The 24,311-nt window shown below is 29.3% G+C and carries 26 protein-coding genes; 19 read left to right on the top strand and 7 right to left on the bottom strand.

Features of this window, described 5'->3' with window-relative positions; translation table 11 throughout:
* The first annotated feature begins 61 nt into the window (after positions 1 to 61).
* A complete protein-coding gene (locus tag J2Z76_RS06000; RefSeq protein ID WP_209511114.1) occupies positions 62 to 925 on the top strand; it encodes a damage-control phosphatase ARMT1 family protein in 864 nt (287 codons plus the stop codon).
* Positions 926 to 1,447: 522 nt separating this feature from the next.
* The gene (locus J2Z76_RS05995; protein WP_209511113.1) at positions 1,448 to 2,662 is read left to right on the top strand and encodes an MFS transporter; all 1,215 of its coding nucleotides are present in this window, start codon (positions 1,448 to 1,450) and stop codon (positions 2,660 to 2,662) included.
* Positions 2,663 to 2,727: 65 nt separating this feature from the next.
* Here the strand turns inward: J2Z76_RS05995 and J2Z76_RS05990 are convergent, their stop codons facing one another.
* The 3 genes from J2Z76_RS05990 to J2Z76_RS05980 all read right to left on the bottom strand — a co-directional run bounded on the left by J2Z76_RS05990 (position 2,728) and on the right by J2Z76_RS05980 (position 3,825).
* Positions 2,728 to 3,039, bottom strand: a complete 312-nt coding sequence (locus J2Z76_RS05990; protein WP_209511112.1) for a YbjQ family protein — start codon at positions 3,037 to 3,039, stop codon at positions 2,728 to 2,730.
* Positions 3,020 to 3,247 carry a hypothetical protein gene (locus J2Z76_RS05985; protein ID WP_209511111.1) on the bottom strand — a complete coding sequence of 76 codons (228 nt, stop codon included), beginning with the start codon at positions 3,245 to 3,247 and terminating at the stop codon, positions 3,020 to 3,022. Before J2Z76_RS05985 ends, J2Z76_RS05990 begins: the two co-directional genes overlap by 20 nt.
* Before the next feature lie 215 nt (positions 3,248 to 3,462).
* Complete coding sequence (locus tag J2Z76_RS05980) at positions 3,463 to 3,825, bottom strand: NifB/NifX family molybdenum-iron cluster-binding protein (protein WP_209511110.1); 363 nt, start codon at positions 3,823 to 3,825, stop codon at positions 3,463 to 3,465.
* A 545-nt stretch (positions 3,826 to 4,370) separates the two neighbouring features.
* Between J2Z76_RS05980 and J2Z76_RS05975 the strand changes: the two genes are divergently transcribed.
* The 3 genes from J2Z76_RS05975 to J2Z76_RS05965 all read left to right on the top strand — a co-directional run bounded on the left by J2Z76_RS05975 (position 4,371) and on the right by J2Z76_RS05965 (position 7,261).
* Positions 4,371 to 4,562: a YwbE family protein gene (locus J2Z76_RS05975; protein WP_209511109.1), complete on the top strand. Its 192-nt coding sequence runs from the start codon at positions 4,371 to 4,373 to the stop codon at positions 4,560 to 4,562.
* Between the two features lie 225 nt (positions 4,563 to 4,787).
* Positions 4,788 to 6,173, top strand: coding sequence for an AmmeMemoRadiSam system protein A (gene amrA, locus J2Z76_RS05970; RefSeq protein ID WP_209511108.1), 1,386 nt, complete (start codon positions 4,788 to 4,790; stop codon positions 6,171 to 6,173).
* A gap of 218 nt (positions 6,174 to 6,391) precedes the next feature.
* Complete coding sequence (locus J2Z76_RS05965) at positions 6,392 to 7,261, top strand: SDR family oxidoreductase (RefSeq protein ID WP_209511107.1); 870 nt, start codon at positions 6,392 to 6,394, stop codon at positions 7,259 to 7,261.
* 112 nt (positions 7,262 to 7,373) lie between these two features.
* Here J2Z76_RS05965 and J2Z76_RS05960 read toward each other — a convergent pair whose 3' ends face one another.
* Positions 7,374 to 8,033: a Crp/Fnr family transcriptional regulator gene (locus J2Z76_RS05960; protein WP_209511106.1), complete on the bottom strand. Its 660-nt coding sequence runs from the start codon at positions 8,031 to 8,033 to the stop codon at positions 7,374 to 7,376.
* A 96-nt stretch (positions 8,034 to 8,129) separates the two neighbouring features.
* Here J2Z76_RS05960 and J2Z76_RS05955 point away from each other — a divergent pair, with 96 nt between their 5' ends.
* The 4 genes from J2Z76_RS05955 (at position 8,130) to J2Z76_RS05940 (ending at position 10,506) form a co-directional block, all read left to right on the top strand.
* Complete coding sequence (locus tag J2Z76_RS05955; protein ID WP_209511105.1) at positions 8,130 to 8,612, top strand: permease; 483 nt, start codon at positions 8,130 to 8,132, stop codon at positions 8,610 to 8,612.
* Positions 8,609 to 9,334, top strand: a complete 726-nt coding sequence (locus J2Z76_RS05950) for a permease (protein WP_209511104.1) — start codon at positions 8,609 to 8,611, stop codon at positions 9,332 to 9,334. Before J2Z76_RS05955 ends, J2Z76_RS05950 begins: the two co-directional genes overlap by 4 nt.
* An 80-nt stretch (positions 9,335 to 9,414) precedes the next feature.
* The gene (locus J2Z76_RS05945; RefSeq protein ID WP_209511103.1) at positions 9,415 to 9,729 is read left to right on the top strand and encodes a cupin domain-containing protein; all 315 of its coding nucleotides are present in this window, start codon (positions 9,415 to 9,417) and stop codon (positions 9,727 to 9,729) included.
* Between the two features lie 126 nt (positions 9,730 to 9,855).
* Complete coding sequence (locus tag J2Z76_RS05940; protein WP_245210357.1) at positions 9,856 to 10,506, top strand: DUF4397 domain-containing protein; 651 nt, start codon at positions 9,856 to 9,858, stop codon at positions 10,504 to 10,506.
* A gap of 50 nt (positions 10,507 to 10,556) precedes the next feature.
* Here the strand turns inward: J2Z76_RS05940 and J2Z76_RS05935 are convergent, their stop codons facing one another.
* Genes J2Z76_RS05935 through J2Z76_RS05925 form a run of 3 tightly spaced genes read right to left on the bottom strand, consistent with a single transcriptional unit; the run spans position 10,557 to position 14,309 of the window.
* On the bottom strand, positions 10,557 to 10,919 hold the full coding sequence (locus J2Z76_RS05935) for a PqqD family protein (RefSeq protein WP_209511102.1): 363 nt from the start codon (positions 10,917 to 10,919) through the stop codon (positions 10,557 to 10,559).
* The gene (locus tag J2Z76_RS05930) at positions 10,916 to 12,850 is read right to left on the bottom strand and encodes an OPT family oligopeptide transporter (RefSeq protein ID WP_209511101.1); all 1,935 of its coding nucleotides are present in this window, start codon (positions 12,848 to 12,850) and stop codon (positions 10,916 to 10,918) included. Before J2Z76_RS05930 ends, J2Z76_RS05935 begins: the two co-directional genes overlap by 4 nt.
* A 16-nt stretch (positions 12,851 to 12,866) precedes the next feature.
* Positions 12,867 to 14,309 carry an aminoacyl-histidine dipeptidase gene (locus tag J2Z76_RS05925; protein ID WP_209511100.1) on the bottom strand — a complete coding sequence of 481 codons (1,443 nt, stop codon included), beginning with the start codon at positions 14,307 to 14,309 and terminating at the stop codon, positions 12,867 to 12,869.
* 366 nt (positions 14,310 to 14,675) lie between these two features.
* On the opposite strand from J2Z76_RS05925, the gene J2Z76_RS05920 reads away from it, so the two are divergent.
* The 10 genes from J2Z76_RS05920 (at position 14,676) to J2Z76_RS05875 (ending at position 24,223) form a co-directional block, all read left to right on the top strand.
* Entirely contained in the window at positions 14,676 to 15,062 is a 387-nt protein-coding gene (locus J2Z76_RS05920; RefSeq protein WP_209511099.1) for a response regulator, read from the top strand.
* Positions 15,063 to 15,095: 33 nt separating this feature from the next.
* The gene (locus J2Z76_RS05915; RefSeq protein WP_209511098.1) at positions 15,096 to 15,995 is read left to right on the top strand and encodes a cyclic di-GMP-binding domain-containing protein, MshE-related; all 900 of its coding nucleotides are present in this window, start codon (positions 15,096 to 15,098) and stop codon (positions 15,993 to 15,995) included.
* A gap of 89 nt (positions 15,996 to 16,084) precedes the next feature.
* Positions 16,085 to 16,816 (top strand): nitroreductase family protein, encoded by a 732-nt coding sequence (locus tag J2Z76_RS05910; protein ID WP_209511097.1) that lies wholly within the window; start codon positions 16,085 to 16,087, stop codon positions 16,814 to 16,816.
* Between the two features lie 196 nt (positions 16,817 to 17,012).
* The gene (gene hutG / locus J2Z76_RS05905) at positions 17,013 to 18,029 is read left to right on the top strand and encodes a formimidoylglutamase (RefSeq protein ID WP_209511096.1); all 1,017 of its coding nucleotides are present in this window, start codon (positions 17,013 to 17,015) and stop codon (positions 18,027 to 18,029) included.
* Positions 18,030 to 18,068: 39 nt separating this feature from the next.
* Positions 18,069 to 18,752, top strand: a complete 684-nt coding sequence (locus tag J2Z76_RS05900; RefSeq protein WP_245210356.1) for a HesA/MoeB/ThiF family protein — start codon at positions 18,069 to 18,071, stop codon at positions 18,750 to 18,752.
* A 175-nt stretch (positions 18,753 to 18,927) separates the two neighbouring features.
* Complete coding sequence (locus tag J2Z76_RS05895) at positions 18,928 to 19,848, top strand: acyl-CoA dehydratase activase-related protein (protein ID WP_209511095.1); 921 nt, start codon at positions 18,928 to 18,930, stop codon at positions 19,846 to 19,848.
* Positions 19,820 to 20,917, top strand: a complete 1,098-nt coding sequence (locus J2Z76_RS05890; RefSeq protein WP_209511094.1) for an acyl-CoA dehydratase activase-related protein — start codon at positions 19,820 to 19,822, stop codon at positions 20,915 to 20,917. The genes J2Z76_RS05895 and J2Z76_RS05890 overlap by 29 nt, the downstream gene beginning before the upstream one ends.
* The gene (locus J2Z76_RS05885) at positions 20,898 to 21,875 is read left to right on the top strand and encodes an acyl-CoA dehydratase activase (protein ID WP_209511093.1); all 978 of its coding nucleotides are present in this window, start codon (positions 20,898 to 20,900) and stop codon (positions 21,873 to 21,875) included. The genes J2Z76_RS05890 and J2Z76_RS05885 overlap by 20 nt, the downstream gene beginning before the upstream one ends.
* 240 nt (positions 21,876 to 22,115) lie before the next feature.
* Positions 22,116 to 22,814 carry a response regulator transcription factor gene (locus J2Z76_RS05880; RefSeq protein WP_209511379.1) on the top strand — a complete coding sequence of 233 codons (699 nt, stop codon included), beginning with the start codon at positions 22,116 to 22,118 and terminating at the stop codon, positions 22,812 to 22,814.
* A 26-nt stretch (positions 22,815 to 22,840) separates the two neighbouring features.
* Positions 22,841 to 24,223 carry a sensor histidine kinase gene (locus J2Z76_RS05875; RefSeq protein ID WP_209511092.1) on the top strand — a complete coding sequence of 461 codons (1,383 nt, stop codon included), beginning with the start codon at positions 22,841 to 22,843 and terminating at the stop codon, positions 24,221 to 24,223.
* The last annotated feature ends 88 nt before the right edge of the window (positions 24,224 to 24,311 follow it).

The raw sequence follows: 24,311 nt of genomic DNA, 5'->3' as shown, positions 1-24,311 counted from the left end.
GTATATAAATGATTTCGGTATACTTAGATTTAAATCACATCAATTTTAAGGAGAAAATGGTATGAAGATATCACGTGAATGTATATATTGTCTTGCTAGACAAGCAGTTGAAATAGCTGAAGAAGCGACAAAAAATATAACAATGCAAGAAGAAATAATAAAAAAGTCTTTAAAAGAATTAGGTGAAATGAATTTCAATGAAACAGCACCTCAAATAGCTTTTAAGATGCATCAACATGCTAAGAATATAACTGGCATTAATGATCCATATAAAAGATTGAAGGAGCAGTACAATGAAATTGCTAAAGAAATTTACGAGAGAATTAATGAGGAAAAATGGTTAGATAATGCAGAAGATCGCTTTGATATGGCTTGTAGACTAGCTATTGCTGGAAATATTATTGATTTTTCAGTTGGACTAAAGCTACAATATTCAGATATAGTTAAGTCTGTTGAAGATAGTATCAAACATGAAATTTTCGGTACAGGTACAATTGCTTTACGAGAAGCAGTAGAAAAATCAAAAAATATTATGTATATTGCTGATAATTCTGGTGAAATCATATTTGATAAATTTCTATTAGAGAATCTTCCGGTAAACAAGGTGACTTATGTAGTTAAGGGAGGTCCTATAGTCAACGATGCTACTATGGATGATGCCATAAGTACAGGGGTTGTTGATTTAGTAAGAGTCATTGATAATGGGTATAATGCACAAGGAACAGTGTTAAGGGATTGTTCGAGTGCATTCAATGATGAGTTTAATAAAGCAGATGTTATTATAAGTAAAGGACAAGCAAATTTTGAAACATTAAGTGATATTAAAGATAAGAAAATATTCTATCTGCTGCGTGCAAAATGCAGTTCAGTTGCTTCTGCGATTGGATGCAATAGAATGGATTATGTACTGACTAGTTTTAATTGAAATCAAAATGTTAGTGGCACATTTTCCATAAATTAATAGCAATATATATTTACAAAAAAGCAATAAAATAAAGTAGTTGAAAATTGTTATAATCTAATATATAATAAAATAAATTAATAAAAGAAAGGAGATAGTCATGATTCATATAGTTAGTACCTCTAAGTTTACCTTGAATAAACAATGTAAATTCAGTAGTTGTGTTTCAAAAAATGGTATTTTAGTTTTTGACGGGAGAAGTGTATCCATTTTTAGAATAAGTACTGACAATAGTATAAATCCATGATTCTATTTCTTTTAGTAAGATGATTTCAATGCATGTAAATTTGTTGCATAATTACTAATATTAAAGATTTTTGACTCAAGGTTTATATCTTGAGTTTTTTTATATTTTATTTTAATTGGATACTTTTTCTTCCATAAGCCTTTTAATATTTAATTCTTCTAATTATTTAGATTGAAGGATTAGATAGGAGGCTTATTTTATTTGTTAAAAAATAAAATTAACTTTTGGAGGAACAAAATATGATTAAAAAATTAAAACAAAATATATCGATTAGTTATGTATATAACTTTTTTTTGCAACTAAATATAACTTCAGCTATATGGGTGCTGTATCTGGCATTTAAGGGAATGTCACTGGTTGAAATAGGGTTACTAGAATCAATTTATCACATTACAGGATTGATTTTTGAATTACCTACAGGTGCACTTGCAGATTTGTACGGTAGAAAGTTTTGTGTTGTGCTTGGAAGAATTGTTAATGTAATTTCATGTATTCTTATGATTACTTCAAGTAGCTTCTTGGGATTTGCAATTTCTTTTGTATTAAGCTGTGCGGCGATGAATTTAAATTCAGGAGCTGCAGAAGCATTAATTTATGATAGCTTAAAAGAATTAGGAGAAGAAGAAAAATATAAAAAAATATGGGGCGAGTTAGCCTTTGTCATGTCAATTGCTCAAGGTATAGCAGTTCTTTTAGGCGGAATCTTAGCTGATATTCAGTTCCTTTATGCCTATGTATTTGGTACTGTAATACAAATAGTAGCGTTGATTATTTCATTTAGTTTTAACGAACCACATATTGATAATAAAAAAGTTAAAAGCAAAAGAGAAAATCAGAACAAAAAAGAAAAAATAGTTATTAATCAATTGATAACAAGCATTAATGTGCTTAAAGATAGAAAAATAGTATTATACTTAATTATGTTTTCGGCTTTAGTAGGAAGTCTTCAAACTACTGTATTTTTCTACAGTCAGCAGTATTTTTCAGATTTAAATTATACTAAAACAAAAATTGCAATTATTTGTGCTCTAGGTAGTCTCATTGAAGCAGTAAGTTCTAAATATGCTTATAAAATTGAAAACGGATTGAAAATAAAAGGAATATTATTAGGAACCTCAATAATAAATATTATTGCTTTAGCAGGATTAGCATTTATTAAGGAATTATCTATATTGTTTTTTCTATTAACCTCAGTTACAGGAGGCCTAGCATTTACAATATTCAGTGATTATATAAATTCAAGGATACCATCAGAGCATAGGGCAACAATCTTATCATTCGACAGTCTCTGTTTCAGCATATTTATGATATGCATATTTCCATTGTTTGGGTTACTTGCAGAACATATCGGCTTTTCAATAACATTTGGAGTGATAGCAATATTCTACATCCCTGCAATGCTATTCTTGATGTTAAAGCTTAGAAAACACAAAAATTTAGAAATAAATAAATAAAAGCAAATAAAAAGATATCAAATTTTTTAAAAAAATTGATATCTTTTTATTTAAAATCGAATTATTTATTTAAATTTTACAGCTGTTCCATAAGACATAACTTCAGCAGCTCCAGTCATAACTGCTGATGAAGCATAACGAATATTCACCACAGCATCAGCTCCCAAAGCTTGTGCTTCCTCAACCATTCGTTTTGTAGCAAGGGCACGTGCATCATTCATCATTTCATTGTATGCCTTTAGTTCTCCACCTACTAATGTTTTAAACCCTTGAGTAATATCTCTGCCAATGTTTTTACTTTGAATAGTACTACCTTTTACTAAACCTAACATTTCCAATTCTTTTCCTGAAATATAATCAGTATTTACTAAGATCATCTTCTTCACCACTCCTTATTTCTTTTATTCTTTCAATTAATACATAGATGCTAACACTTATAAGTGCTAGGGGAATAAGGGAACCAATAATTTTCCATACTATTGGAACTGATATATAAAAACATGCAAATAAAAATGTACCCAAATAGATAACAAGTAGAATTGTTATAACAATTGGAGCAATAAGCTTTTTGTTGGAATATTTCATAAGAAAATCCCCTTTCTTGAATAAAATTATATCATGTATATAATAAAATTCAAGATAAATATATGTAGAAAAAATGAATAATATTCATTAGAATTACAAATTAGTATAGATATTTATATAATTATTAAAAATCTCAAGTATTATTAGTTCAACTTGAGGTTTTTGCATATTTAATGAAATTAAAATGTTAATTTTTTTATATAACATATTAAAAATTAATTATGACATCCATGCTCATGTTCATGGCAAGAGTCACCAGAATCGACTAAAGTTCCATCGAGCCATTTAAGGGCTACATTTTTTACATCTCCTGAACATCCACGCAATACTTCTATACCTGCGTTATTTAATACATTAACTGCACCTTCCCCCATATTTCCAGCAATCATAACTTTTACACCCATTTTTGAAAGTATTTGTGCAATATTTGATTTACAGCCACATCCCGCAGGTGAAGCTATAGTTTCCTGAGAAGTTATTTCTTTGTTATCATCATTGATTGTGAAAACAGTAAAATATTCACAGTGGCCAAAATGATCATCAATGTTATTCTGACGAGATGGTAATGCAATTTTCATATAATTATTCCTCCAATAATATAGTATAATTTTTTTAAATATTTATGTAATTGATATAAGCTATTATAACATTTTAATAACTTATATCAATAATTAAACATTCAGATATTAAAAAATAATTCAGAAAATCAATATTTCTAATTTGTGTTGAAAAAATTTCATTATATAACTTTAACTATTTGAATATTGAAGTCTACTATCTGTTGCTATATAATGTAAATAAAAAATAAGTTAAAGTCGATTATATTATAGTAATATTAGATTGTTGAGGATATAATTTTCTTTGTAAAATTAATATTAATTTAAATTGAGTTATTTAGCTTTCTTCTTGAAGTCTGAAGTAACTGAGTTTATAATTATCTTATTCATATTAATTTGTGCATTAATTAATTATAACAATAATAAACAGTTAAAAAAACACTAAATTTATTAATGTCGTGAATAACGTAGTTGAACTAGTATATAGATAACTAGTAAAAGGAAAATCGAATTGAAAAGTAATAAGATTTGTTTTAAGTAAATTGAAATTAAGAGGAGGAGAAAAAGTGAACGGAAAGAATAAATCCGATGTTAAAATTGGAGCAAAAGTGAAAGTTGTATTGAAAGCTAACCAAAGAACTGGAAAGCTTACAGAGGGAACTGTTGAAAAACTACTGACAAAAAGTAGCTTCCACCCTCATGGTATCAAGGTAATGTTAATTGATGGACAAGTTGGTAGAGTACAGGAATTTATTTAAACTTGGGATTATTAAGTTTTCACTTTCATTAAGTTTGATAAGATTGAACCAATCAAAATTATATTGGCTTCAAGTGTATATGCTGTTTTATAATAACTTTACATATTTAGGAAAAACTATAACAATAGTAATATATATGTACTATAAAAATGTAATTGAACAAACTAATAGTAACTCGTTTAATTAAATAGAACATAAATATTTTATATACTAGGAGATTATTAAATGTCAATAATAAGTACGTTTATCGTTCCACATCCACCTTTAATTATTCCTAAAATAGGTAGGGGACAAGAGATGAAAATTGAAAAAACAATTAAATCTTACGATAATATAGCTAAAAAAATTGCAGAAATTCAACCTGAAACAATAGTTATAATTTCACCTCATTCCGTAATGTATTCAGACTACATACATATTTCGCCTGGAAAAAAAGCAAGTGGGAATTTTAGAGAATTTGGTGAAACTGAAATAAAGTTAGAAGTTAATTATGATGAAGAGTTTGCAAACAAGTTAGCTCAATTATCAGAGGAAGAAGAAATACATGCCGGAACTTTAGGAGAAAAAAACAAATCATTAGACCACGGAACGATGGTTCCTCTATTTTTTGTAGATAAATATTATAAAGATTATAATATTGTAAGAATTTCTATTTCAAGATTATCATTTATAGAACATTATAATTTTGGAAAATGCATCTCAAAAATTGCAGATGAACTAAATAAAAAAGTTATAGTAATTGCAAGTGGAGACTTGTCTCATATGTTAAGAGAAGAGGGTCCATATGGATTTACAGAGGAAGGACCAATATTTGATAGGGAAACGACAGAAGCTTTATCTAGAGGTGATTTTATGCGTCTCTTAACATTTGATGAGGATTTTTGCGAAATTGCTGCAGAATGTGGATTGCGTTCCTTCATAATAATGGCTGGAGCTTTAGATGGAAAATCGGTTAAATCTAAACTGCTTTCTTATGAAGGGCCATATGGAGTAGGATATTCTGTTGCATCATTTGATGTAATTGGAATAGATGATAATAGGCATTTTGATAAAATTTATAATAAGATTGAAGAAGAACGATTAAATTTAATCATAGAAAAAGAAGATGAATATGTTAGACTTGCAAGAAATTCCCTCGAAAGCTATATAAATGATAAAAAAATAATAGAAAAAACTGATAAATTACCAAATGAAATGTTAACTAATAAATCAGGTGTATTTGTATCGTTGAAATTAAACGGTCAATTAAGAGGATGTATCGGTACAATTTCGCCAACAACAAATTCGGTTGCAGATGAAATCATTCAAAATGCTATCAGTTCAGGTTTAGAGGACCCACGATTCAATCCTGTTAACAAAAATGAACTAAGAAAATTAGAATATTCAGTAGATGTTCTTGGTGTAGCAGAAGCAATAGAGTCAATAAATGAATTAGATGTAAAAAAATATGGAGTAATTGTTACAAAAGGCAAAAAGAAAGGACTTCTTTTACCAAATTTAGAAGGTGTTAACTCTGTAGAAGAACAAGTTAGTATTTCTCTTAAAAAAGCAGGTATTTCTTCAAATGAAAGTTATCAGTTAGAAAGATTTGAGGTGGTTAGGCACAAATGAGTAGAATAATATGTAATATTTGTCCTCACTATTGTAAACTAGAAGAAAGTAATATAGGTTTATGTCGTGCCAGAAAACGATTTTGGTACAGGATTTTCAATTAAAAAATTCTCAAGAGATGCACTGGTGATTATTTCCAATGCATTTTTTAATTATATATAATACTATCACAAGTTTAGATAATACTATGTATAATAATATTTTTTCAGGAGGAAAAAATGAAAGATAAAGATATGTATACACCCGATGAAATCAAGGGACAAACTCAAAAAATTCCTGGTAAAGAGAGTAAAATGAAGCCTCAACCTATATATGACAATAATGATTTCAAGGGTTTTGAAAGATTAAAAGGGAAAACCGCAATTATAACTGGTGGCGATAGTGGTATTGGCAGGGCAGTATCTGTTGCTTTTGCAAAAGAAGGATGTAACGTTGTTATTGTTTATAACATTGCTGACGACGATGCAAATGAAACAAAGAAAGTTATAGAATCGTATAAAGGTAATGTTTTATTGTTAAAAGCAAATATAAAAGATGGTACTGTTTGTAAACAAATAATCGAGAACACTATAAATCATTTTGGAGGATTAGATATTTTAGTTAATAATGCTGCTGAGCAACATCCTCAAACTAATTTAGAAGATATAACAGATGAACAACTTGAAAATACATTTAAAACAAATATTTTCTCAATGTTCTATTTGACAAGAGCTGCTGTTCCATACCTAAAAGAGGGGAGTGTCGTAATAAACACGAGTTCTGTAACGGCATTTAGAGGTAGTAAAGATCTGATAGATTACTCATCTACGAAAGGAGCTGTAACTTCTTTTACAAGGTCATTATCCGCTAATTTAGCTGACAAGAAAATAAGAGTTAATCAAGTTGCCCCAGGCCCTATTTGGACACCACTTATACCTTCAACCTTTGATAAAGAGAAGGTTGATGTGTTTGGTCAAGACACACCACTTAAAAGGCCTGGGCAGCCAGTTGAATTAGCTGAAACATATGTATTTTTGGCATCAGATGGTTCAACATATATTACTGGTCAAACAATACATGTAAATGGTGGAGAAATAATAAACGGATAAAATATTTATTAACAGTGTCATATATAAAACAACCAAATCCTCTTTGAAATATCAAAGAGGATTTTTAACTACTATGAAACTGTAATAAATAAAATTATGAACATAATAGTTATTAAATCGGAGTATTTATTAATGTAATAGAATGTGCGTCATATTCTATTAAACCCTCTTTTCTCATTTTATTTAGTTCACGTGATAGAGAAGATCGTTGAACTCCAAATTTTTCGGCTAAATCTTTTTTTGTCATTTCCAATTTTATTGTTTTGCTTTTTTGTATATAACTTTCATATATTAAAAAATCAATTATACACTGTCTTATAGATTTAAACGACAGTGTTTTTATTTTGTCTGTTAATATTAGTGTCTTATCCGCTAGAGATTGAAGGAAATTCGTTAAAAAACAAGTGTTATTTTGGCAAAGATTTAGAATTAAATCCTTTTTTAAACGAAGAACAGTAACATCTGTTTTAGATAATACGGTCATAGGATAAAAATTTTTATGGGAGAATAGTAAATTGCCCCCTAATACATCTCCAATAGTAAAATCACTTATTGAAATATAATTTCCTTTTTCATCAATTCCTTGGATAGAGACAATTCCATTTAAAACTATATCTAGAGTTGTACATTTTTCATTTTGAAAATATATTACAGAATTCTTATTATATTTATCGATCAAATAATAATCTGCTAAAAAAATATCCTCCATATCATTGGCAGACATACCTTTAAATAAATCTGTATGTTCAAGTATTTTTAAAAATTCTAGCATAAAATTCCTCCTTATTTTAAATTAGTAACCTATGTAACTGATTTATATTATTTAAATAATTATAATACAAGAAAAGCTATTTTGAAAGGAGAATATATGGATATCTTTACAATATGTCTTTGGATTATAACTCTAATATGGTTTATAGGTTCAATTATTAAAGATAAGAAGAAAACTTTTGGTTCAATTAAAATGTCAAGTGGTATGATGAGAAATATGATTGGTGAAATAGTAGGAATTCTTTTTCTTATAGGATTAATAATTACATTTATCCCACCAGAAACAATTAAGCAGTATCTCGGTCAATCAAATGTAGTATTGTCAACAATTGTTTCAGCTTTTGTAGGTAGCATAACATTAATACCTGCTTTTGTTGCTTTCCCACTAGTTGGTTCATTAGTTAAAGCTGGTGCTAGTATAGTACCAATAGTGGCTTTCTTGACTACTTTAACCATGGTAGGATTTGTTACATTTCCTCTTGAAAAACGTGAATTTGGTATGAAATTCGCTTTGGTTAGAAATTCATTAAGCTTTGGATTTGCAATAATTATAGCGCTGATAATGGGGGTAATCATATGAGTTTAATATTAAAAAAAATAAAAAGCAATATATTTTTATCATTAGTTATATTAACCTATATTATCTTATTTATTTTCTTGCCTGATAAGGGAATTCAGTCTTTAAATAATAGTTTATATTATATTAAAGAGATGCTTATAATCATGCCTGTAATTCTTTTATTAACATCTCTAATAGAAGCATGGGTTCCAAGAAAAACAATTCAAAATTCCTTAGGTGAAGGTTCTGGTATTAAGGGGATTTTGTTCTCATTTTTATTTGGCAGCTTTTCAGCGGGCCCTATTTATGCAGCATTTCCTATTTGCAAAATGCTTATAAAAAAAGGAGCAAGTGTAGCCAATATAGTAATCATATTAAGTGCCTGGGCTGTAATTAAAATTCCAATGCTTGCAAATGAAGCTAAATTTTTAGGACCTCAATTTATGTTAGTAAGGTGGTTTTTAACATCATTATCTATTGCAACAATGGCAATTATTACTTCAAAAATAGTAAAAAAAGTCGAAATACCCATGGATGATATAATTACTAGAGATGATGCAGTACTTAATGTAGATAAGAATTTTTGTGTTGGATGTGGATTATGTGTAAGTGTATCACCAGAAAATTTTGTTATGAAAGGTAAAAAAGCAAATACTGCTAAAATAATACTAATATCAGAGGAAAATGATAAAATTAAAACAGCTATAGAAAAATGTCCTGCAAAAGCAATTAAATATATGTAAATATTCGTAACATATATTACAGTAAATTATGTCAGTTTAATATATACTATAAAAAATTATAAAAACAGGAGGAACATACAATGGTAGAAAAAGTTTATAACATGACTTACAGTGATAGTAAAACAGTAGAAATGCTTATATCTGATGAAAATGTACATTATATACACATGATATTTAATAAAGGGGAAGGACTGCCTGAACATTTTTCTAACTCAAATGTATACATGACTGTAATAAATGGCACATTGTCAATTGGATTAGATAAACAAGAAACTCATAAATACAATAAAGGGAGTATATTAAAAATTCCATTCAAAACTAAAATGAATGTTTCTAATACTCATGAAGAAACACTAGAGCTTATAGTTGTTAAAGCTCCTGCTCCAGTTAAATAATAACTATAAAATAATTGTTAACAATTAAAAGAAATTTAAAATTGACTTTATTAGTATATCACCTTTATATATTTAATTCATATAGTAAGTATATATATAAATTTAAATATAAAGGAGAATATTAAAATGTTTTTTTACCCATACCCGTATCCATGTTTTATAGCGAGCTGCATGATGCCTAACCGAATGAATTCTTCTGTTAGAGTATTGCATGCATCGCCAAATGCACCAGCGGTTGATATATATGCGAACGGAGATATTATTGTATCAAATCTTGCTTTTTCAGAATTTACACAATATCTTCCTGTACCACCTGGGAACTACAATATTAAAGTATATCCTACTGGAAAAACGACAAATCCAGTAATTAATACAGATATATATATTTCCGAAGGTACAGTTACTAATCTAGCCGCTGTAGGGAATTTGCCAGATATAAGTTTATTCCAAATTTCAGAATCAATAATTCCTGCTAACTACGGTGAGCCTTGTGTAAGATTTGTACATCTTTCACCAAATGCACCAGCTGTTGATATAAAATTAGCAGATGATTCAATAGTTTTCCAAGATGTTTCGTATAAAGAAGTTACTAATTATTTTTGTGTTCCAGCAGGAACATATAATTTTAAAGTTACTCTTACTGGTTCTAACGATGTAGTATTAACGGTTCCTAATGTTAAATTAGACCCAAATTATACCTATACAATTTATGCTGTTGGTTTAGCTGAAGGTAAGCCTGAATTAAAAGTTTTATTAGTTGAAGAAAAAAAAATATAACCCAAGGACTCTTAAGCTAATACCAGCTTAAGAGTCTGTTATTAAATATTTTATGTTTCATATTCTTTAAATTTAATCCATCCACGTTTAGATAGGTATTTTAAATATGTCACTAATCTATATAGTTCTTTATTTAAATCTTCTTTATATATAGCAGACATTATTTTAGCAATATCGTATATAGTTTTCTCTCCATCTATATGTTTCCATACTGCTGAGCATCGATCATCCAAGTCTAAATTAGTCTTATGATTTTTGTGTACCATCCATGCTAGGAACTTTTTTACTGGGTCATTAGTATCTAAACATAAAGTAACTTTTCCGTTTTTTTCTGTCCAGTTTCTATATTTAATTTCTGGTACGAACAAAACAAAGTTATGTTTCGTATCAAAATCCTTGTTTATAGTCGTCATCTTTTGCTGCTCCTATTTCTCATATTAGAGAACATATAAATCCATATGCCTAATAAAATAAACATTGCAAATGAAAATACATTACTTTGAGTTATATTTGTTAAAAAACCTCTTCCAAAAGCGATATCTATATTAGCTGCAACTAAACCAGCAACTACTATACCCATTAAAGCATCTCCAGCAACTAAACCAGAAGCAAGTAACGTTCCTCTTTCAACAACTTCATCCCTTCTAGGTCTATTATTTTTATTTTTTCTTTCAACAGTTTCTCTAATTATACCTCCAACCAATATAGCTGTATTTAAGGTAATTGGAAGGTATATTCCAAGTGCAACCGGAAGGATTGAAATACTTGCCAATTCGCAAAATAGAGCTATAGCTGCACCAATAATTATCAAAGTCCAAGGAAGTTTAGCAGTCATAATACCTTCAACAATCATCTTCATTAATGTGGCCTGAGGTGCAGCTACCTCTGCACTTCCTATTCCATAAGCAGAATCTAGCATATTTATGACAAATGCAGCAAAGGCGCCAGCTATTGCAAGGGCTATAAACATTCCTAACTGAACATCTCTTGGTGTACCACCTATTATAAATGTGGTTTTAAGACTTTGTGCAGTACCACCAGCTACTGCAATAGCAACACATACAACTCCGCCAATTAAAATACATTTATTCATATATTCTTGAGATTCTCCACCAGTTAATTTAATTATAGTAGTTACAAATAGCATTGTCGCAATTGTCATACCTGAAACAGGATTATTGGATGCCCCAATTATTCCAACCATTCGACCTGAAACAACAGCGAAAAAGAAGCTAAAAATTACTGCCAGTATTCCACCTATAATTCCTCCATTTATAATTGGTAGAAGCCATGTAAGTGCAAAGCCAAACGCTGCTGCTAATATAACCCAAGTTAGTGGTGCTTCTAAATCAATCCTGCTAATTTCTTTGTTCCCTCCAGCTCCTATTCCGCTCATAGCTTGTTTAAAGCTTGTTATAATTGTTGGTATAGATTTAGCAAGTGATACAAATCCACCCATAGCAACTGCACCAGCTCCTATATATTTAATATAGTTAGACCATATTTCGCTTGCACTCATTTCAGCAATAATTTTAGTTGCAGGAAATAGTGGTACGGTTAATCCCACGCCTAAAAATTTAATCAAAGGGATAAGTGCAAACCAAGCTATTACTGAACCACCAAACATAAGTAGTGATGCCTTGGTACCAACTATAAATCCAACACCAAGAAGCGAAGCTAATGTATCAGCTCCTATCATTGTACTTTGATAGTTCTTAATAATATAAGTTGCTTGTTCTGACCAAAGTGCAAATCCTCCTGATAAAAGTTTATATCCTCCACCTACACCAAGTCCAGTCATTACTGTTTTGAAGCCTTCTCCTCCTGAACTACCTGTTACAAGTACCTCAGCAGCTGCCATTGCTTCTGGATAAATTAGCTCTCCATGTTCTTCAACTATCAAATATCTTCTAAGTGGTGTAATGAAGAATACACCCATAAGACCACCTATTATAGTAACAACTATTACTGTAAAAACGCTTAGTTTTAGTCCCCAAAGTATTAGTGCTGGTAAAATAAATATAACACCACCAGCTAATGATTCTCCCATAGCAGCTAAAGAAGCTACTACATTTGCTTCTAAAATATTGTTTCTCTTAAACATTCCTTTTAATATCCCAGTAGCTATTATAGCCCCTGGTATTCCGGCGGATATTGTCATACCTACTTTCAATCCAAGATAAGTATTAGCTGCTGCAAAAAGGCAAGCTAATATAATTCCTAATATAATTGAATATCCTGTTGTTTCTGGCATCGCAACCGAAGTAGGCACAAAAGGTATGTAATCTTCACCTCTAATATCGCCATAAGCAGTATTAGATAATTTTTTTCTATCTTCACTCATATTTTTGATTCTCCTATTACTTTGTATTTTCTAATAACTTCTTAATAAATTCCCAAACTCTTTTCACTGAACTAATGCTCATATGTTCTTGTGGAGTATGGACATCGTATAAGTTTGGTCCAAAGCTAATCATATCAACGTCATGCATTTTTTCTTTTAAAAGCCCACATTCTAATCCTGCATGAATAGCGTCAATTTTAGGTTCTTTTCCGTTAATTTCTTTATATGTTTTTACGCAAAGTTCTCTTATCTTGGAATTTTGTTCAAATTGCCATTCGGGATAACTTGAATCAGTTATTACTTCAGCATTAATCAATTTCGCAAGTACTTCAATTTTTTCCAATATTTCTAACTTTAAAGATTTAACTGAACTTCTAACTGCTGATATAAATGTAACTTCTTCCTCATTGAAATCTATAACTCCAAGATTTAAACTGCTTTCTACCAATCCTTCAATATCTTTGCTCATTGTTTGAACACCATTTGGCATTAAGTTTAAGAAACTTATAATTTTGTTTGTTACTTCGCAAGTTAAATGTTTTTGTGATTTTGTTTCTGTGATTTCTAACTGAATATCTGGATCTTCTACTTTTAATTCCATTTTAAATATTTCTAACATATTATTAGCAATAGTTTTAATTTTTTCTATATTTGTGCTTTTGGTAGTTAATACAACCTCTGATTCTCTTGGTATTGCATTATTCTTTGCACCACCACTAATGTGTGCAATATTTACGTTTATTTCTTTGCTTATTGCAAGAAGTAATCTTCCTATGATTTTATTTGCATTTCCTCTTTGTTTAATTATTTCCATACCAGAATGTCCGCCCTTTAATCCTTTAATTTCTAATTTAAGAGCTGTATTTTCATTTTCTTCCCATTGATTTTTTATATTAACATAATTAGTGGCACCACCTGCACAACTTACTAAAAATACACCTTCTTCTTCAGAGTCAATATTTAAAAGTACTTTTCCATTTAAATGTTTTGGGTCTAGCCCAATAGCACCATACATACCCGTTTCTTCCCCTGTAGTAACTAGTATCTCTAAAGCTGGATGTGGGATATCATTTGAATCTAATAAAGCTAAGCCAAATGCTACAGCTATCCCATTATCTGCACCTAAAGTTGTCCCGCTTGCATATATATAATCCTCTTGAACTTGAAGTTTTAATGCATCATTTTCAAAATCATGACTTACATCTTTGTTTTTTTCACAAACCATATCCATATGACCTTGAATAATAACAGGTGGGACACTTTCATAATCTGATGTAGCATTTTTCTTAATAATTACATTTAATGAACTATCTTGTATTACCTCTAAATTTCTTTTTTTTGCAAAGTTAACTAAATAATTACTTATTTCTTTTTCATTACCTGAACCATGTGGTATCTTAGTCATTTCTTCAAAAAAACTAAATACTTTCTTTGGTTCTAAATTTTCTAAAACATTCATTTATATTACCTGCCTTCAATATTTGTAATTTATTTTAAAAATAACTAAAAATTTTAATATTAATCTTAATATCTCTATAATTAATGGAATTATACAATAAAAAATACTTCAAACTTCTAAACTTATTTAACATATACTCCTATGTTTTTTCAAATGATACTCTAATATAAAGGAATAATCTATTTTCATAAATATAATAAAGTTGGATTAGCATCTAAAAATTTAGCAAAATTTTATCAAAGTGTATTGTAAATTAACATTTTTTGGTGTAAAATAATAAATATATAATCGTTTTACTATGTGATTGAAAATTAATAATCACTAGCATTTATTGATGAAATCTTATTTAATTTGGGGAGGTTAACAATGCAATTAAATGAACTAAAAATTTTAATTTGTGATGATTCTATTTTAGTTAGAAAAAAATTCAAAGATATTATTGTAGCTCTTGGCTGTGACAATATAATTGAAGCCGTTGACGGTCAACAAGCAATTGATATTTATAAAGAACAAAAACCAACTTTGGTCTTTATGGATATAGTTATGCCAGTAAAAACTGGGATTGAAGCACTTTCAGAGATAATATCATACGATTTAAATGCTAAGGTTATCATTGTTTCATCTATTGGAACAAATAACAAGTTAAAAGAAGCTATAAAAATAGGAGCTTATGACTTCTTTCAAAAGCCAATTGATGAAGGACAGCTAAAAAAAATTATTATGAATTATATCGATAAAGAAAATCAAATATAATAAATTTGGCCAGAGTAGGCAGCAGGAGGGAAAATGTTTACACAATTTTTTGGAAGTTATCTATTAAATAATAAAATAGTGTCTGACGAACAACTGATAGAAGCATTGGAAATAAGCAAACAAACTCGTGTGAAATTAGGTGTTTTAGCTATTAATGCAGGATATATGACTGCTGAACAAATAGACGAAGTACATGATATTCAAGCTACTGTTGATAAAAAAATAGGTGATATTGCAGTAGATATGGGGTATATTACTTCTTCACAAGTAAATGAGTTATTATCATCACAAAAAACAGGGTATTTATCATTGGGGCAAGCACTTGTTGATAAAGGTTATATGAATAATGCGCAATTTGAGAAATCTATCAATGATTATAAAAATGAAAATAAAATAGAATATATAACAAAAAATGTTGAACAAAATGAAAAGATAGATGAAATTTTTAATCGTTTCTTTAACTTTAATCCTTCACCTAATACTAAATTTTATAGTGAATATATATCTTTGCTTTTTAGAAATATTGTAAGATTTATTGGAGATGATTTTATTCCATTAAAAGCTTCTATAATTCAAAATTATTTTTCAGATTTGTTAGTTACACAAGAGATAACAGGAGATTTTAATGCTTTTATTGCAATAAGCTGCACTGAAAAATCATTTATTAGCTTGGCTTCGAGATTTGCAAATGAAAATTTTACTAAATTAAACGAATATGTAAATGCTTCAGTTGGAGAATTCTTAAATTTGCAAGATGGCTTATTCAGTGTTAATATATCTAATGAGAAAGGTATAGAACTTGACCTCGAGCCTCAACACATACATAATAAAATAGAACTTAATAATCTAAATAATGCTTACCTTATTCCAGTTAGCTTTACATTTGGAAAAATAGATTTTATTATTAGCTCTAAAAATCCATTGATTAATTAATAAATTATTATAATTTTAGGACAAGAGGAAAGATGACGTCATACTGAATTAGCTAAATTATTAAGTTTAATTATACGAGGAGACATCCAATGAACGAAGTTATAAAGTTAATAAAATCACATACTTCAATTAGGAAGTTTAATGAAACAAAAATAACCGAGGAACAAATTGATTCTATTATTGAATCAGCTATGCGTGGTGCTACAGCAGGAAATATGATGTATTATAGCATTATTAAAATTCAATCAAAGGAATTATTATCAAAGTTAGCAAAAAGCTGTGATAATCAACCATTTATAAAAGATTCAAGTTTAGCATTATTATTTGTTGTTGACAATTATAAATGGCATAAATATTTTGAGCAACGTCATATAAGTGAAACATTTTCCAATTATAAAGGTCCTGTAATTAATGATTTCATGCTTGGAATACAAGATGCAATGATTGCTGCTCAAAATTCTGTTATTGCTGCTGAAAGTTTAGGTATTGGTACTTGTTACATAGGAGATATAATGGAAAATTATGAATTTCATAAAGAACTCTTTAATTTACCAAAGTATACTATGCCAGCAACATTAGTAGTAATGGGAAATTATGATACGCGTCCTCAAATACGAGATAGATTCCATAAACAATTCGTTGTTTTTGATGATATATATCCAGAAATTAATACTGATTTTATCAATAAAATGTTCACATCAAGCGAAAAAGGAAACCCTGACTTTGCTGAAAAATTTTATGTTAGAAAAAAGGATTCACTTTTTTTCAAAGAAATGCTTAGATCAATTAAACTATACTTAAATGATTGGACAAAAAAATAATTTTTTTTATATATTAATACATAAGAAGTGCTACTCTAGTTCTTAAACTATCGTAGCACTTCTTATGTATTATACTTACTTTCTCTATTGAAACACTTATATTCCTATAGTATAATCAATCAGGTAGTTGTTTCGTCGACAATTAATCGATGTTGTGTTGATAGAATAAAAGTAACTAATAGGTAGGTGATATAAAATGTTTAATAATAATTATAAAATTGCAGATAAAAATGTATGGAAAGGTCGTATAGATAGCGAAGATAATTATGATGCTTTTAGATGGCATCAGTGGATACAGTTTATTGATTTATCAAATGATAATATACCTGTGTTCAATGGTACATTAGGATTTTGCATTATTGGATTCTGCTGTGATGTAGGAGTACAAATTAACAAAGGTAGATTTGGTGCAGCCAAAGCACCGCAAAGCATTAGAAAAGAGCTCTCAAACTTGCCATGCTGGTTTAAAGAAGAAGTAAAACTCTTCGATGCAGGTGATATACTTTCAGAGGATTGTACACTAGAGCAAAGTCAAGATGCATTAGCACTAGCAGTACAAAAAATATTAAATTTAAATCTTTTTCCAATAGTTTTGGGTGGAGGACATGAAGTTGCATTTGGACATTATAATGGTATATTAAATTATTTGTCTCAAAATAAGTCAAAGCCTAAAATTGGAATTGTAAACTTTGATGCCCATCTTGATATTAGACCATATCCTAATGGTGGCAGTTCAGGGACAATGTTTAGACAAATAGCTGATGTATGTTCTGATAAAGAATTAGAATACTCATATATGTGTGTTGGTGTACAAAAGTATAGTAATACTGTTGATTTGTTTAAAACTGCAAATAATCTTGGTGTTTCTTATATTTTAGAAAAAGATATTTCAATAAGTGATGATTGGAGTTTAATTGAAAAATTTGATACGTTTTTAAATAATCAGGATCATATTTACATGACTATTTGTTCAGATGTATTCTCATCAGCATTTGCACCTGGTGTTAGTGCTCCACAACCATTAGGATTAGACCCTGAAACGGTATTGAAATTTCTAAAATATATAATTAAAACAAAAAAGATAGTGAGTTTTGATATAGCGGAGGTGACCCCAAGATTTGATCAAGATAATACAACTGTTAACTTAGCAAAGGTATTAATTTTTTCAGTGGTCAATACTTTATGTCAAATATATAATTTGTCCATAGATTAACAAAGAAATCTATCTTTATATCCAAGTAGGAGGGGAATTATGTCAAATAGATTCGATAGAAATAAAGAACTTATAAATGATTTTGAGCAAGAAAAGCTTAATAGTTGTACTGTCGCAGTTGTTGGTTTAGGTGGTCTTGGTGGTCATATATCAGAACAGCTTGCAAGACTTGGTATAGGTAGCTTGATATTAATAGATGGTGACAAAATTGATGAAAGCAATCTAAATCGACAGCTTTTTGCCACTGAAAAAAACATAGGTCATTATAAAGCAGAAGCGGCAAAGGAACGCTTAATGTTAGTAAATTCAAGTGCTAAATATATTTGTCATTCTCTATTATTAGACGATACAAATGCTGTTGAAATTATCTCTGGTGCTGATATTGTTTTAGATGCAGTTGATAATATACCAACAAGATTTTTATTACAAAAGGTATGCAAAAAATTGAATATTCCATTAGTACACGGTTCTATAGGTGGATGGTATGGTCAAGTTAGTTTTATTGCCCCAGGTGATGATACGCTAAATCTAATTTATCAGAGAGAAGCAACTCATGGAATAGAAAAAAAATTAGGGAATCCAGCATTTATTCCGGCTACTATAGCTTCAATTGAAGTTGCTGAGTCTCTTAAATATATATTAAACAAGGGAAATTTGCTCCGTAAAAAGATGCTGTATGTGGATTTGCTAAATCAAGATTATACAATTATTGAATTGAGTTAGAAAATTACAATTATATGAATTTATAATGAAACTCACTCTTGAAAGTTTGTGCTGATGTAAATGCACAAGATGGATTAATGTGGGGATTACATTAATATAGAAATAGGGTTATTTGGAATAATATCACAAATTATAGGTAATACTATAATTTGTGATATTTTTATAGGAGGGAAAAATGAAAATAGGAATTCCAAAGGGACTTTTGTATTGCAAATATTATCCTTTTTTACAAACCTTTTTTAGTGAATTGGATGCAGAAATAATTACTTCGGATGACACCAATAAAAAAATACTAGATGAAGGTGTTAAATACTGTGTAGATGAAGCATGCCTACCAATTAAAATTTTTCACGGCCATGTTTCTTCTATAAAGGATAAATGTGATATTGTAGTAATTCCAAGGATAATACAACTTAGAAAAAGGGAATATATATGTCCGAAATTTTGTGGACTTCCTGAAATGGTTCTAAATAATATTCCAAATATGCCGGACGCTATTATAGAACCTATTTATGCAACAAATAAGATAAAACTTTTTAATTGGGCTACAGTAGCTGGAAAAACTATTTCAAAAGACAAATTCAAAATAAAAAAAGCTTTTAATAACGCTATGAATGCACAACACAATCACAAAACAGGAATTAAAGACGAAAGCTATGAATTAAATGTTGCTTTATCTGGTCACCCTTATAATATTTACGATAATTATGTAAATATGAATGTAATCAGGAAACTAAACAAATTAGGTGTAGGAGTTGTAACCGAAGAATATGTTGAAGACAAAATGATTGAGAATGAAGTCAAGAGTCTTTATAAAAAACCTTTTTGGACATTTACACGAAATAATTATGGATTCACAGTAAATGCAATGAAAAGATTAAACATAAATGGAATTATATATATATCTTCATTTAACTGCGGCATAGATTCTGTAACAATAGAATTAATTAAAGATAAAACGAAAGATTATCCATTTTTAATATTAAAAGTGGATGAGCATACTGGCGAAGCAGGTCTTGATACTCGAATTGAAGCGTTTGTTGATATGCTTGAAAGGAGGTCATTAGTTGAAAATAACATTTCCTCACATGGGTAATATATATTTAGCAGCTAAGGCACTATTTGATGGACTTGGTGTAGAATATATAATTCCACCTCAAAATAGCAAGAAGGCTCTTGAAATCGGGTCACTTTATTCACCAGAAGAAATATGTTTACCTTTCAAAATAATGATAGGAAATTATATTCAAGCCATTGAAAAAGGCGCTGATACTATAATATTACCTGGCAGCTGCGGTCCATGCAGATTTGGAGAGTACTGTGAAATGCAAATTATGCTATTAAAAAGACTAGGATATAACCTAGATTTTATAGTAATTGATGCTCCCACAGACATAGGTATTAGGGAATTATACAGAAGATTAAACAAGATATCTTCAAAAAGCAATAAATCTATAAATACAAAAATGAAATCTATATTCGATGCAATAAAGGTGATGAATTTAATTGATGAAATTGAGGCATCTGTACATAATTTTGCAGGTCATGAAAAAATAAGTGGCGAATGTAAAAGTATTTTAAACAATTGCAAAAAAGATGCTTTAAATTGCAATAGCCCCAAAGAAATGATTGATTTGCTTATGAATTATAAGGAAAAAACGAATCATATATCTTTAAACATAAATAGAAACCCATTAAAAATAGCTATAATAGGCGAAATATATACTGTAATAGAGCCATTTGCTAATTTATATATTGAAGATAAATTAATGGATTTTGGAGTATCAACAAAAAGAATGCTTACTCCGAGTTGGTGGGTTAAAAATACTGCTCTTCTTCCTACAAAGCTAAATTCACTTAATATTAAGAAAAGTAGTAAAAAATACTTATCATTGAATATAGGCGGCCATGCTAGAGAATGTATTGGAGAAGCTGTTTTAGTAGAAAGCGATGACTTTGACGGAGCCATACAAATTTTTCCCATGGGCTGCATGCCTGAAATAGTTTCAAAATCAATTTTACCAAAAATATCAAAAGACAAAGATTTTCCTATTATGTCATTAGTAGTTGATGAAATGACAGGCGATGCTGGATATGTTACTAGAATTGAAGCTTTTATAGATTTACTTGAAAGGAGACGAAACAATGTATTATTTAGGAGTTGATGTAGGTTCAGTTAGTACAGATTTAGTCCTTTTGGATAAAAAAATGAATGTTATAGAGAAAATTTATTTAAGGACTAGGGGAAAACCAATCAATGCAATTCAAGATGGTTTTAGACTTCTAAAATCTAAGTATGATGGGATAGAAATAAATGCTGTTGGAGCCACTGGAAGTGGTAGACAAATTGCATCAACACTAATAGGCGCTGATGCTGTAAAAAACGAAATCACTGCTCATGCAATAGCTTCTTTGGAAGTCAATAAAGATGTACGTACTATTATTGAAATTGGTGGACAGGATTCAAAAATAATTATTATTAGAAATGGTATCGTATGTGATTTCGCAATGAATACTGTATGTGCAGCTGGCACGGGTTCATTTCTTGACAGACAAGCAGAAAGACTAGATATACCAATTGAAGAATTTGGAGAATATGCTTTAAAAGCCTCAACTTCAGTAAGGATAGCTGGAAGATGTGCTGTTTTTGCAGAATCTGACATGATACATAAACAATCTCTGGGATATAATGACTCAGAAATTATAAGAGGTCTTTGTGATGCTTTAGTTAGAAATTATATAAACAATATTGGAAAAGGCAAAGAAATTGTACCAAAAGTCTTTTTTCAAGGAGGAGTCGCTGCTAATATAGGAATGAAAAACGCTTTTGAACAAGCTTTAGGTTTTGAAATGTTCATTCCAGAGCACTATAATATGATGGGAGCAATAGGCGTTGCTATAATAGCTAAAGAAATTGTAGAAAAAAAAGGCAATACAAATTTTAAGGGATTAAATTTGGCAGAAAGTAAATTTATAACTAAAAGTTTTGATTGCGAAGGATGTACAAACCAATGTGAAGTTGTTAAAATTACTGAAAACAATAGTACAATTGGCTATTTTGGAGATAGATGTGGAAAATGGTGCAATAAATTAATTATCCCTTCAAAAAAATTATTAGCATAATTTAAATCCTATTAATAATTAAAATTGCAAGTGTTGAGGTAAAACAGATTCCTTAGCACTTGTTATTTTATATTAAAATATAGTTACTAAATATTCATAAAATCTACACAATAATAATGTAAGCTAGAAGTAAAATTTATTGACAGTAATTTTAAAAATGTATTAGTTGTTTTTTTATATTAATGTTATAATATATACTATGGTAAAAATGTATTGTGTCAGGAGGAACTTATGAAAGAAATATGCAATAAAATATTAGTTGTTGATGATGAACCCAAAATAGTTGATGCCGTCAAAGCATATTTAGAAAACAGTGGATATATAGTTTTTACTGCTTTTGATGGAGTAGAAGCATTGAATCAATTTGAAAAAGTTAATCCAGATTTGGTAATATTGGATTTAATGCTTCCTAAGATATCAGGTGAGGAAATTTGTCAAAGAATAAGAAAACAATCAAGAATTCCAATTATCATGTTAACGGCTAAAGTTCTACTAGATGAAAAAATTAGCGGCTTTAATATTGGTGCTGATGATTATATAACAAAACCATTTAGCCCTCGTGAACTTGTGGTAAGAGTAAGAAGTCTATTAAGGAGATGTTCAGATGGAATATCTCCTCTTTATTCTAAAATGAGCTGGAATAACGGAAATTTAGAGATTGATATTGATGAGATGACTGTATGGAAATCGGGTATTCAAATAAATCTAACTCCAACAGAATTTAAAATCCTATCTTCTATGATTAAATATCCCAAAAAAAAATTCACGAGAGAAGAACTCATTGAAATTGCCCTCGGTATAGATTATGATGGATTTGATCGAACTATTGATTCTCATATTAAAAACCTTAGGAGTAAAATTGAAGATGACAGTTCTAATCCAACATATATACTTACTGTTAGAGGAACAGGATACAAGTTCGGTAGTGGTGAAATTTAAATATTTATAATGATATGGAGGTAACTATGAAATTTGGTTTAAAAATAAAGCTTATTTTTTCCTACGTCTTAATATCATTAATTTTAGTAGGTTCACTTTTTTTTACTACCAAATACATGTTTAATACACAGTTTGAAAATTATGTTAAAACCAACTTAGACAAAAGCAGTATACAAATTGTAAATCAAGTTATTTCAGCTTACGATAATAAAGGCAATCCTCCTAATGATTTAATGCTTAAAAACATTGGTGAAGCAGCATTAGCTAAAGGGTTTATTTTGAGTATTAACAATAAAAATGGTGAAATGATTTGGTGCATGAACTGGGTAGAACAACAATTGTGTAGTAGAATGTTAATTGATATTGAACAAAATATGAACAACATATATCTTGATTTTAATGGAGAATACATGGAAAAATCTTATGATATAAATAAAAGCGGAGTTTTTTATGGAACAATAACTTTAGGATATTATGGGCCATTTTATTTTAACAGTGATGATGTAGTTTTTCTGAATATGTTTAACCAAATTTTCTCATTTGGTGCTATTTTAGCTTTTCTACTTGCAATTATACTAGGAATCTTTATGGCAAGTAGAATAGGCAGGCCTATTAAAGAAGTTATAAAGCAAGCGGTAAAAATAGAAGGTGGAGACTACAACAGTTTAATTAAACTTAAATCAAATACAAAGGAAGTTGATAAACTCATTCATAGTATAAACAGTCTTGCTTCTACACTTAACCATCAGCATGTAATTAGAAAAAGGTTAGCGCAAAATTACGCACATGAACTACGAACACCACTTGCTTCGTTGCAAAGCAATTTAGAAGCAATGATCGATGGCATCTGGGAACCTAATAAGGAACGTTTAGAAAGTTGTAATGAAGAAATATTAAGACTTACAAGGATGTTAACCGGAATAGATAAAATAGCAGAAATTGAAGACAGCAATATTGAATTAAACAAAAGTACTTTTAATCTACTTGAACTTACTGATAGAATAGTGTTAAATTTTGAATCGTATTATAAAGAAAAAAATATAACCATAAACGTTGAAGGGGATTCATGTAATTTATATGCGGATAAAGATAAAATTGGACAGGTTTTAATAAATTTATTATCTAATGCTATAAAATATACACAAGTTAATGGTATTATATCAGTATCAATTAGGTGCCATGAAAACGCAATTGAATTTTCTGTACTTGATAATGGCATAGGTATTAATAAAGAAGATTTGCCTAACATTTTCGAACACCTTTATCGAACTGATAAGTCTAGGGCTAGCGCTACAGGTGGAAGCGGTATGGGCTTAGCCGTTGTTAAGGCAATTGTAGAAGCACATCAAGGTAAAATCACAGTAGAAAGTGAAATAGGTTGTAAATTTACAGTTGTATTGCCAAATTAAATTAAAAAAATAGCGCTCCATCAACAACTGGGGCGTTATTTTTCAATAGGGAAACTAATTATTTATACGACATTTAAGTAATATATTA

The organism is Sedimentibacter acidaminivorans, assembly GCF_017873955.1.
GTDB lineage: Bacteria > Bacillota > Clostridia > Tissierellales > Sedimentibacteraceae > Sedimentibacter > Sedimentibacter acidaminivorans.
This window is presented reverse-complemented; position numbering and strand designations above follow the sequence as displayed.

Bases quoted from the DNA above. Each gene is read 5' to 3' on its own strand.
- J2Z76_RS06000 (WP_209511114.1), top strand. From the start codon at position 62: ATGAAGATATCACGTGAATGTATATATTGTCTTGCTAGACAAGCAGTT.
- J2Z76_RS05995 (WP_209511113.1), top strand. From the start codon at position 1,448: ATGATTAAAAAATTAAAACAAAATATATCGATTAGTTATGTATATAAC.
- J2Z76_RS05990 (WP_209511112.1), bottom strand. From the start codon at position 3,039: ATGATCTTAGTAAATACTGATTATATTTCAGGAAAAGAATTGGAAATG.
- J2Z76_RS05985 (WP_209511111.1), bottom strand. From the start codon at position 3,247: ATGAAATATTCCAACAAAAAGCTTATTGCTCCAATTGTTATAACAATT.
- J2Z76_RS05980 (WP_209511110.1), bottom strand. From the start codon at position 3,825: ATGAAAATTGCATTACCATCTCGTCAGAATAACATTGATGATCATTTT.
- amrA (WP_209511108.1), top strand. From the start codon at position 4,788: ATGTCAATAATAAGTACGTTTATCGTTCCACATCCACCTTTAATTATT.
- J2Z76_RS05965 (WP_209511107.1), top strand. From the start codon at position 6,392: ATGAAAGATAAAGATATGTATACACCCGATGAAATCAAGGGACAAACT.
- J2Z76_RS05960 (WP_209511106.1), bottom strand. From the start codon at position 8,033: ATGCTAGAATTTTTAAAAATACTTGAACATACAGATTTATTTAAAGGT.
- J2Z76_RS05955 (WP_209511105.1), top strand. From the start codon at position 8,130: ATGGATATCTTTACAATATGTCTTTGGATTATAACTCTAATATGGTTT.
- J2Z76_RS05950 (WP_209511104.1), top strand. From the start codon at position 8,609: ATGAGTTTAATATTAAAAAAAATAAAAAGCAATATATTTTTATCATTA.
- J2Z76_RS05945 (WP_209511103.1), top strand. From the start codon at position 9,415: ATGGTAGAAAAAGTTTATAACATGACTTACAGTGATAGTAAAACAGTA.
- J2Z76_RS05940 (WP_245210357.1), top strand. From the start codon at position 9,856: ATGTTTTTTTACCCATACCCGTATCCATGTTTTATAGCGAGCTGCATG.
- J2Z76_RS05935 (WP_209511102.1), bottom strand. From the start codon at position 10,919: ATGACGACTATAAACAAGGATTTTGATACGAAACATAACTTTGTTTTG.
- J2Z76_RS05930 (WP_209511101.1), bottom strand. From the start codon at position 12,850: ATGAGTGAAGATAGAAAAAAATTATCTAATACTGCTTATGGCGATATT.
- J2Z76_RS05925 (WP_209511100.1), bottom strand. From the start codon at position 14,309: ATGAATGTTTTAGAAAATTTAGAACCAAAGAAAGTATTTAGTTTTTTT.
- J2Z76_RS05920 (WP_209511099.1), top strand. From the start codon at position 14,676: ATGCAATTAAATGAACTAAAAATTTTAATTTGTGATGATTCTATTTTA.
- J2Z76_RS05915 (WP_209511098.1), top strand. From the start codon at position 15,096: ATGTTTACACAATTTTTTGGAAGTTATCTATTAAATAATAAAATAGTG.
- J2Z76_RS05910 (WP_209511097.1), top strand. From the start codon at position 16,085: ATGAACGAAGTTATAAAGTTAATAAAATCACATACTTCAATTAGGAAG.
- hutG (WP_209511096.1), top strand. From the start codon at position 17,013: ATGTTTAATAATAATTATAAAATTGCAGATAAAAATGTATGGAAAGGT.
- J2Z76_RS05900 (WP_245210356.1), top strand. From the start codon at position 18,069: ATGTCAAATAGATTCGATAGAAATAAAGAACTTATAAATGATTTTGAG.
- J2Z76_RS05895 (WP_209511095.1), top strand. From the start codon at position 18,928: ATGAAAATAGGAATTCCAAAGGGACTTTTGTATTGCAAATATTATCCT.
- J2Z76_RS05885 (WP_209511093.1), top strand. From the start codon at position 20,898: ATGTATTATTTAGGAGTTGATGTAGGTTCAGTTAGTACAGATTTAGTC.
- J2Z76_RS05875 (WP_209511092.1), top strand. From the start codon at position 22,841: ATGAAATTTGGTTTAAAAATAAAGCTTATTTTTTCCTACGTCTTAATA.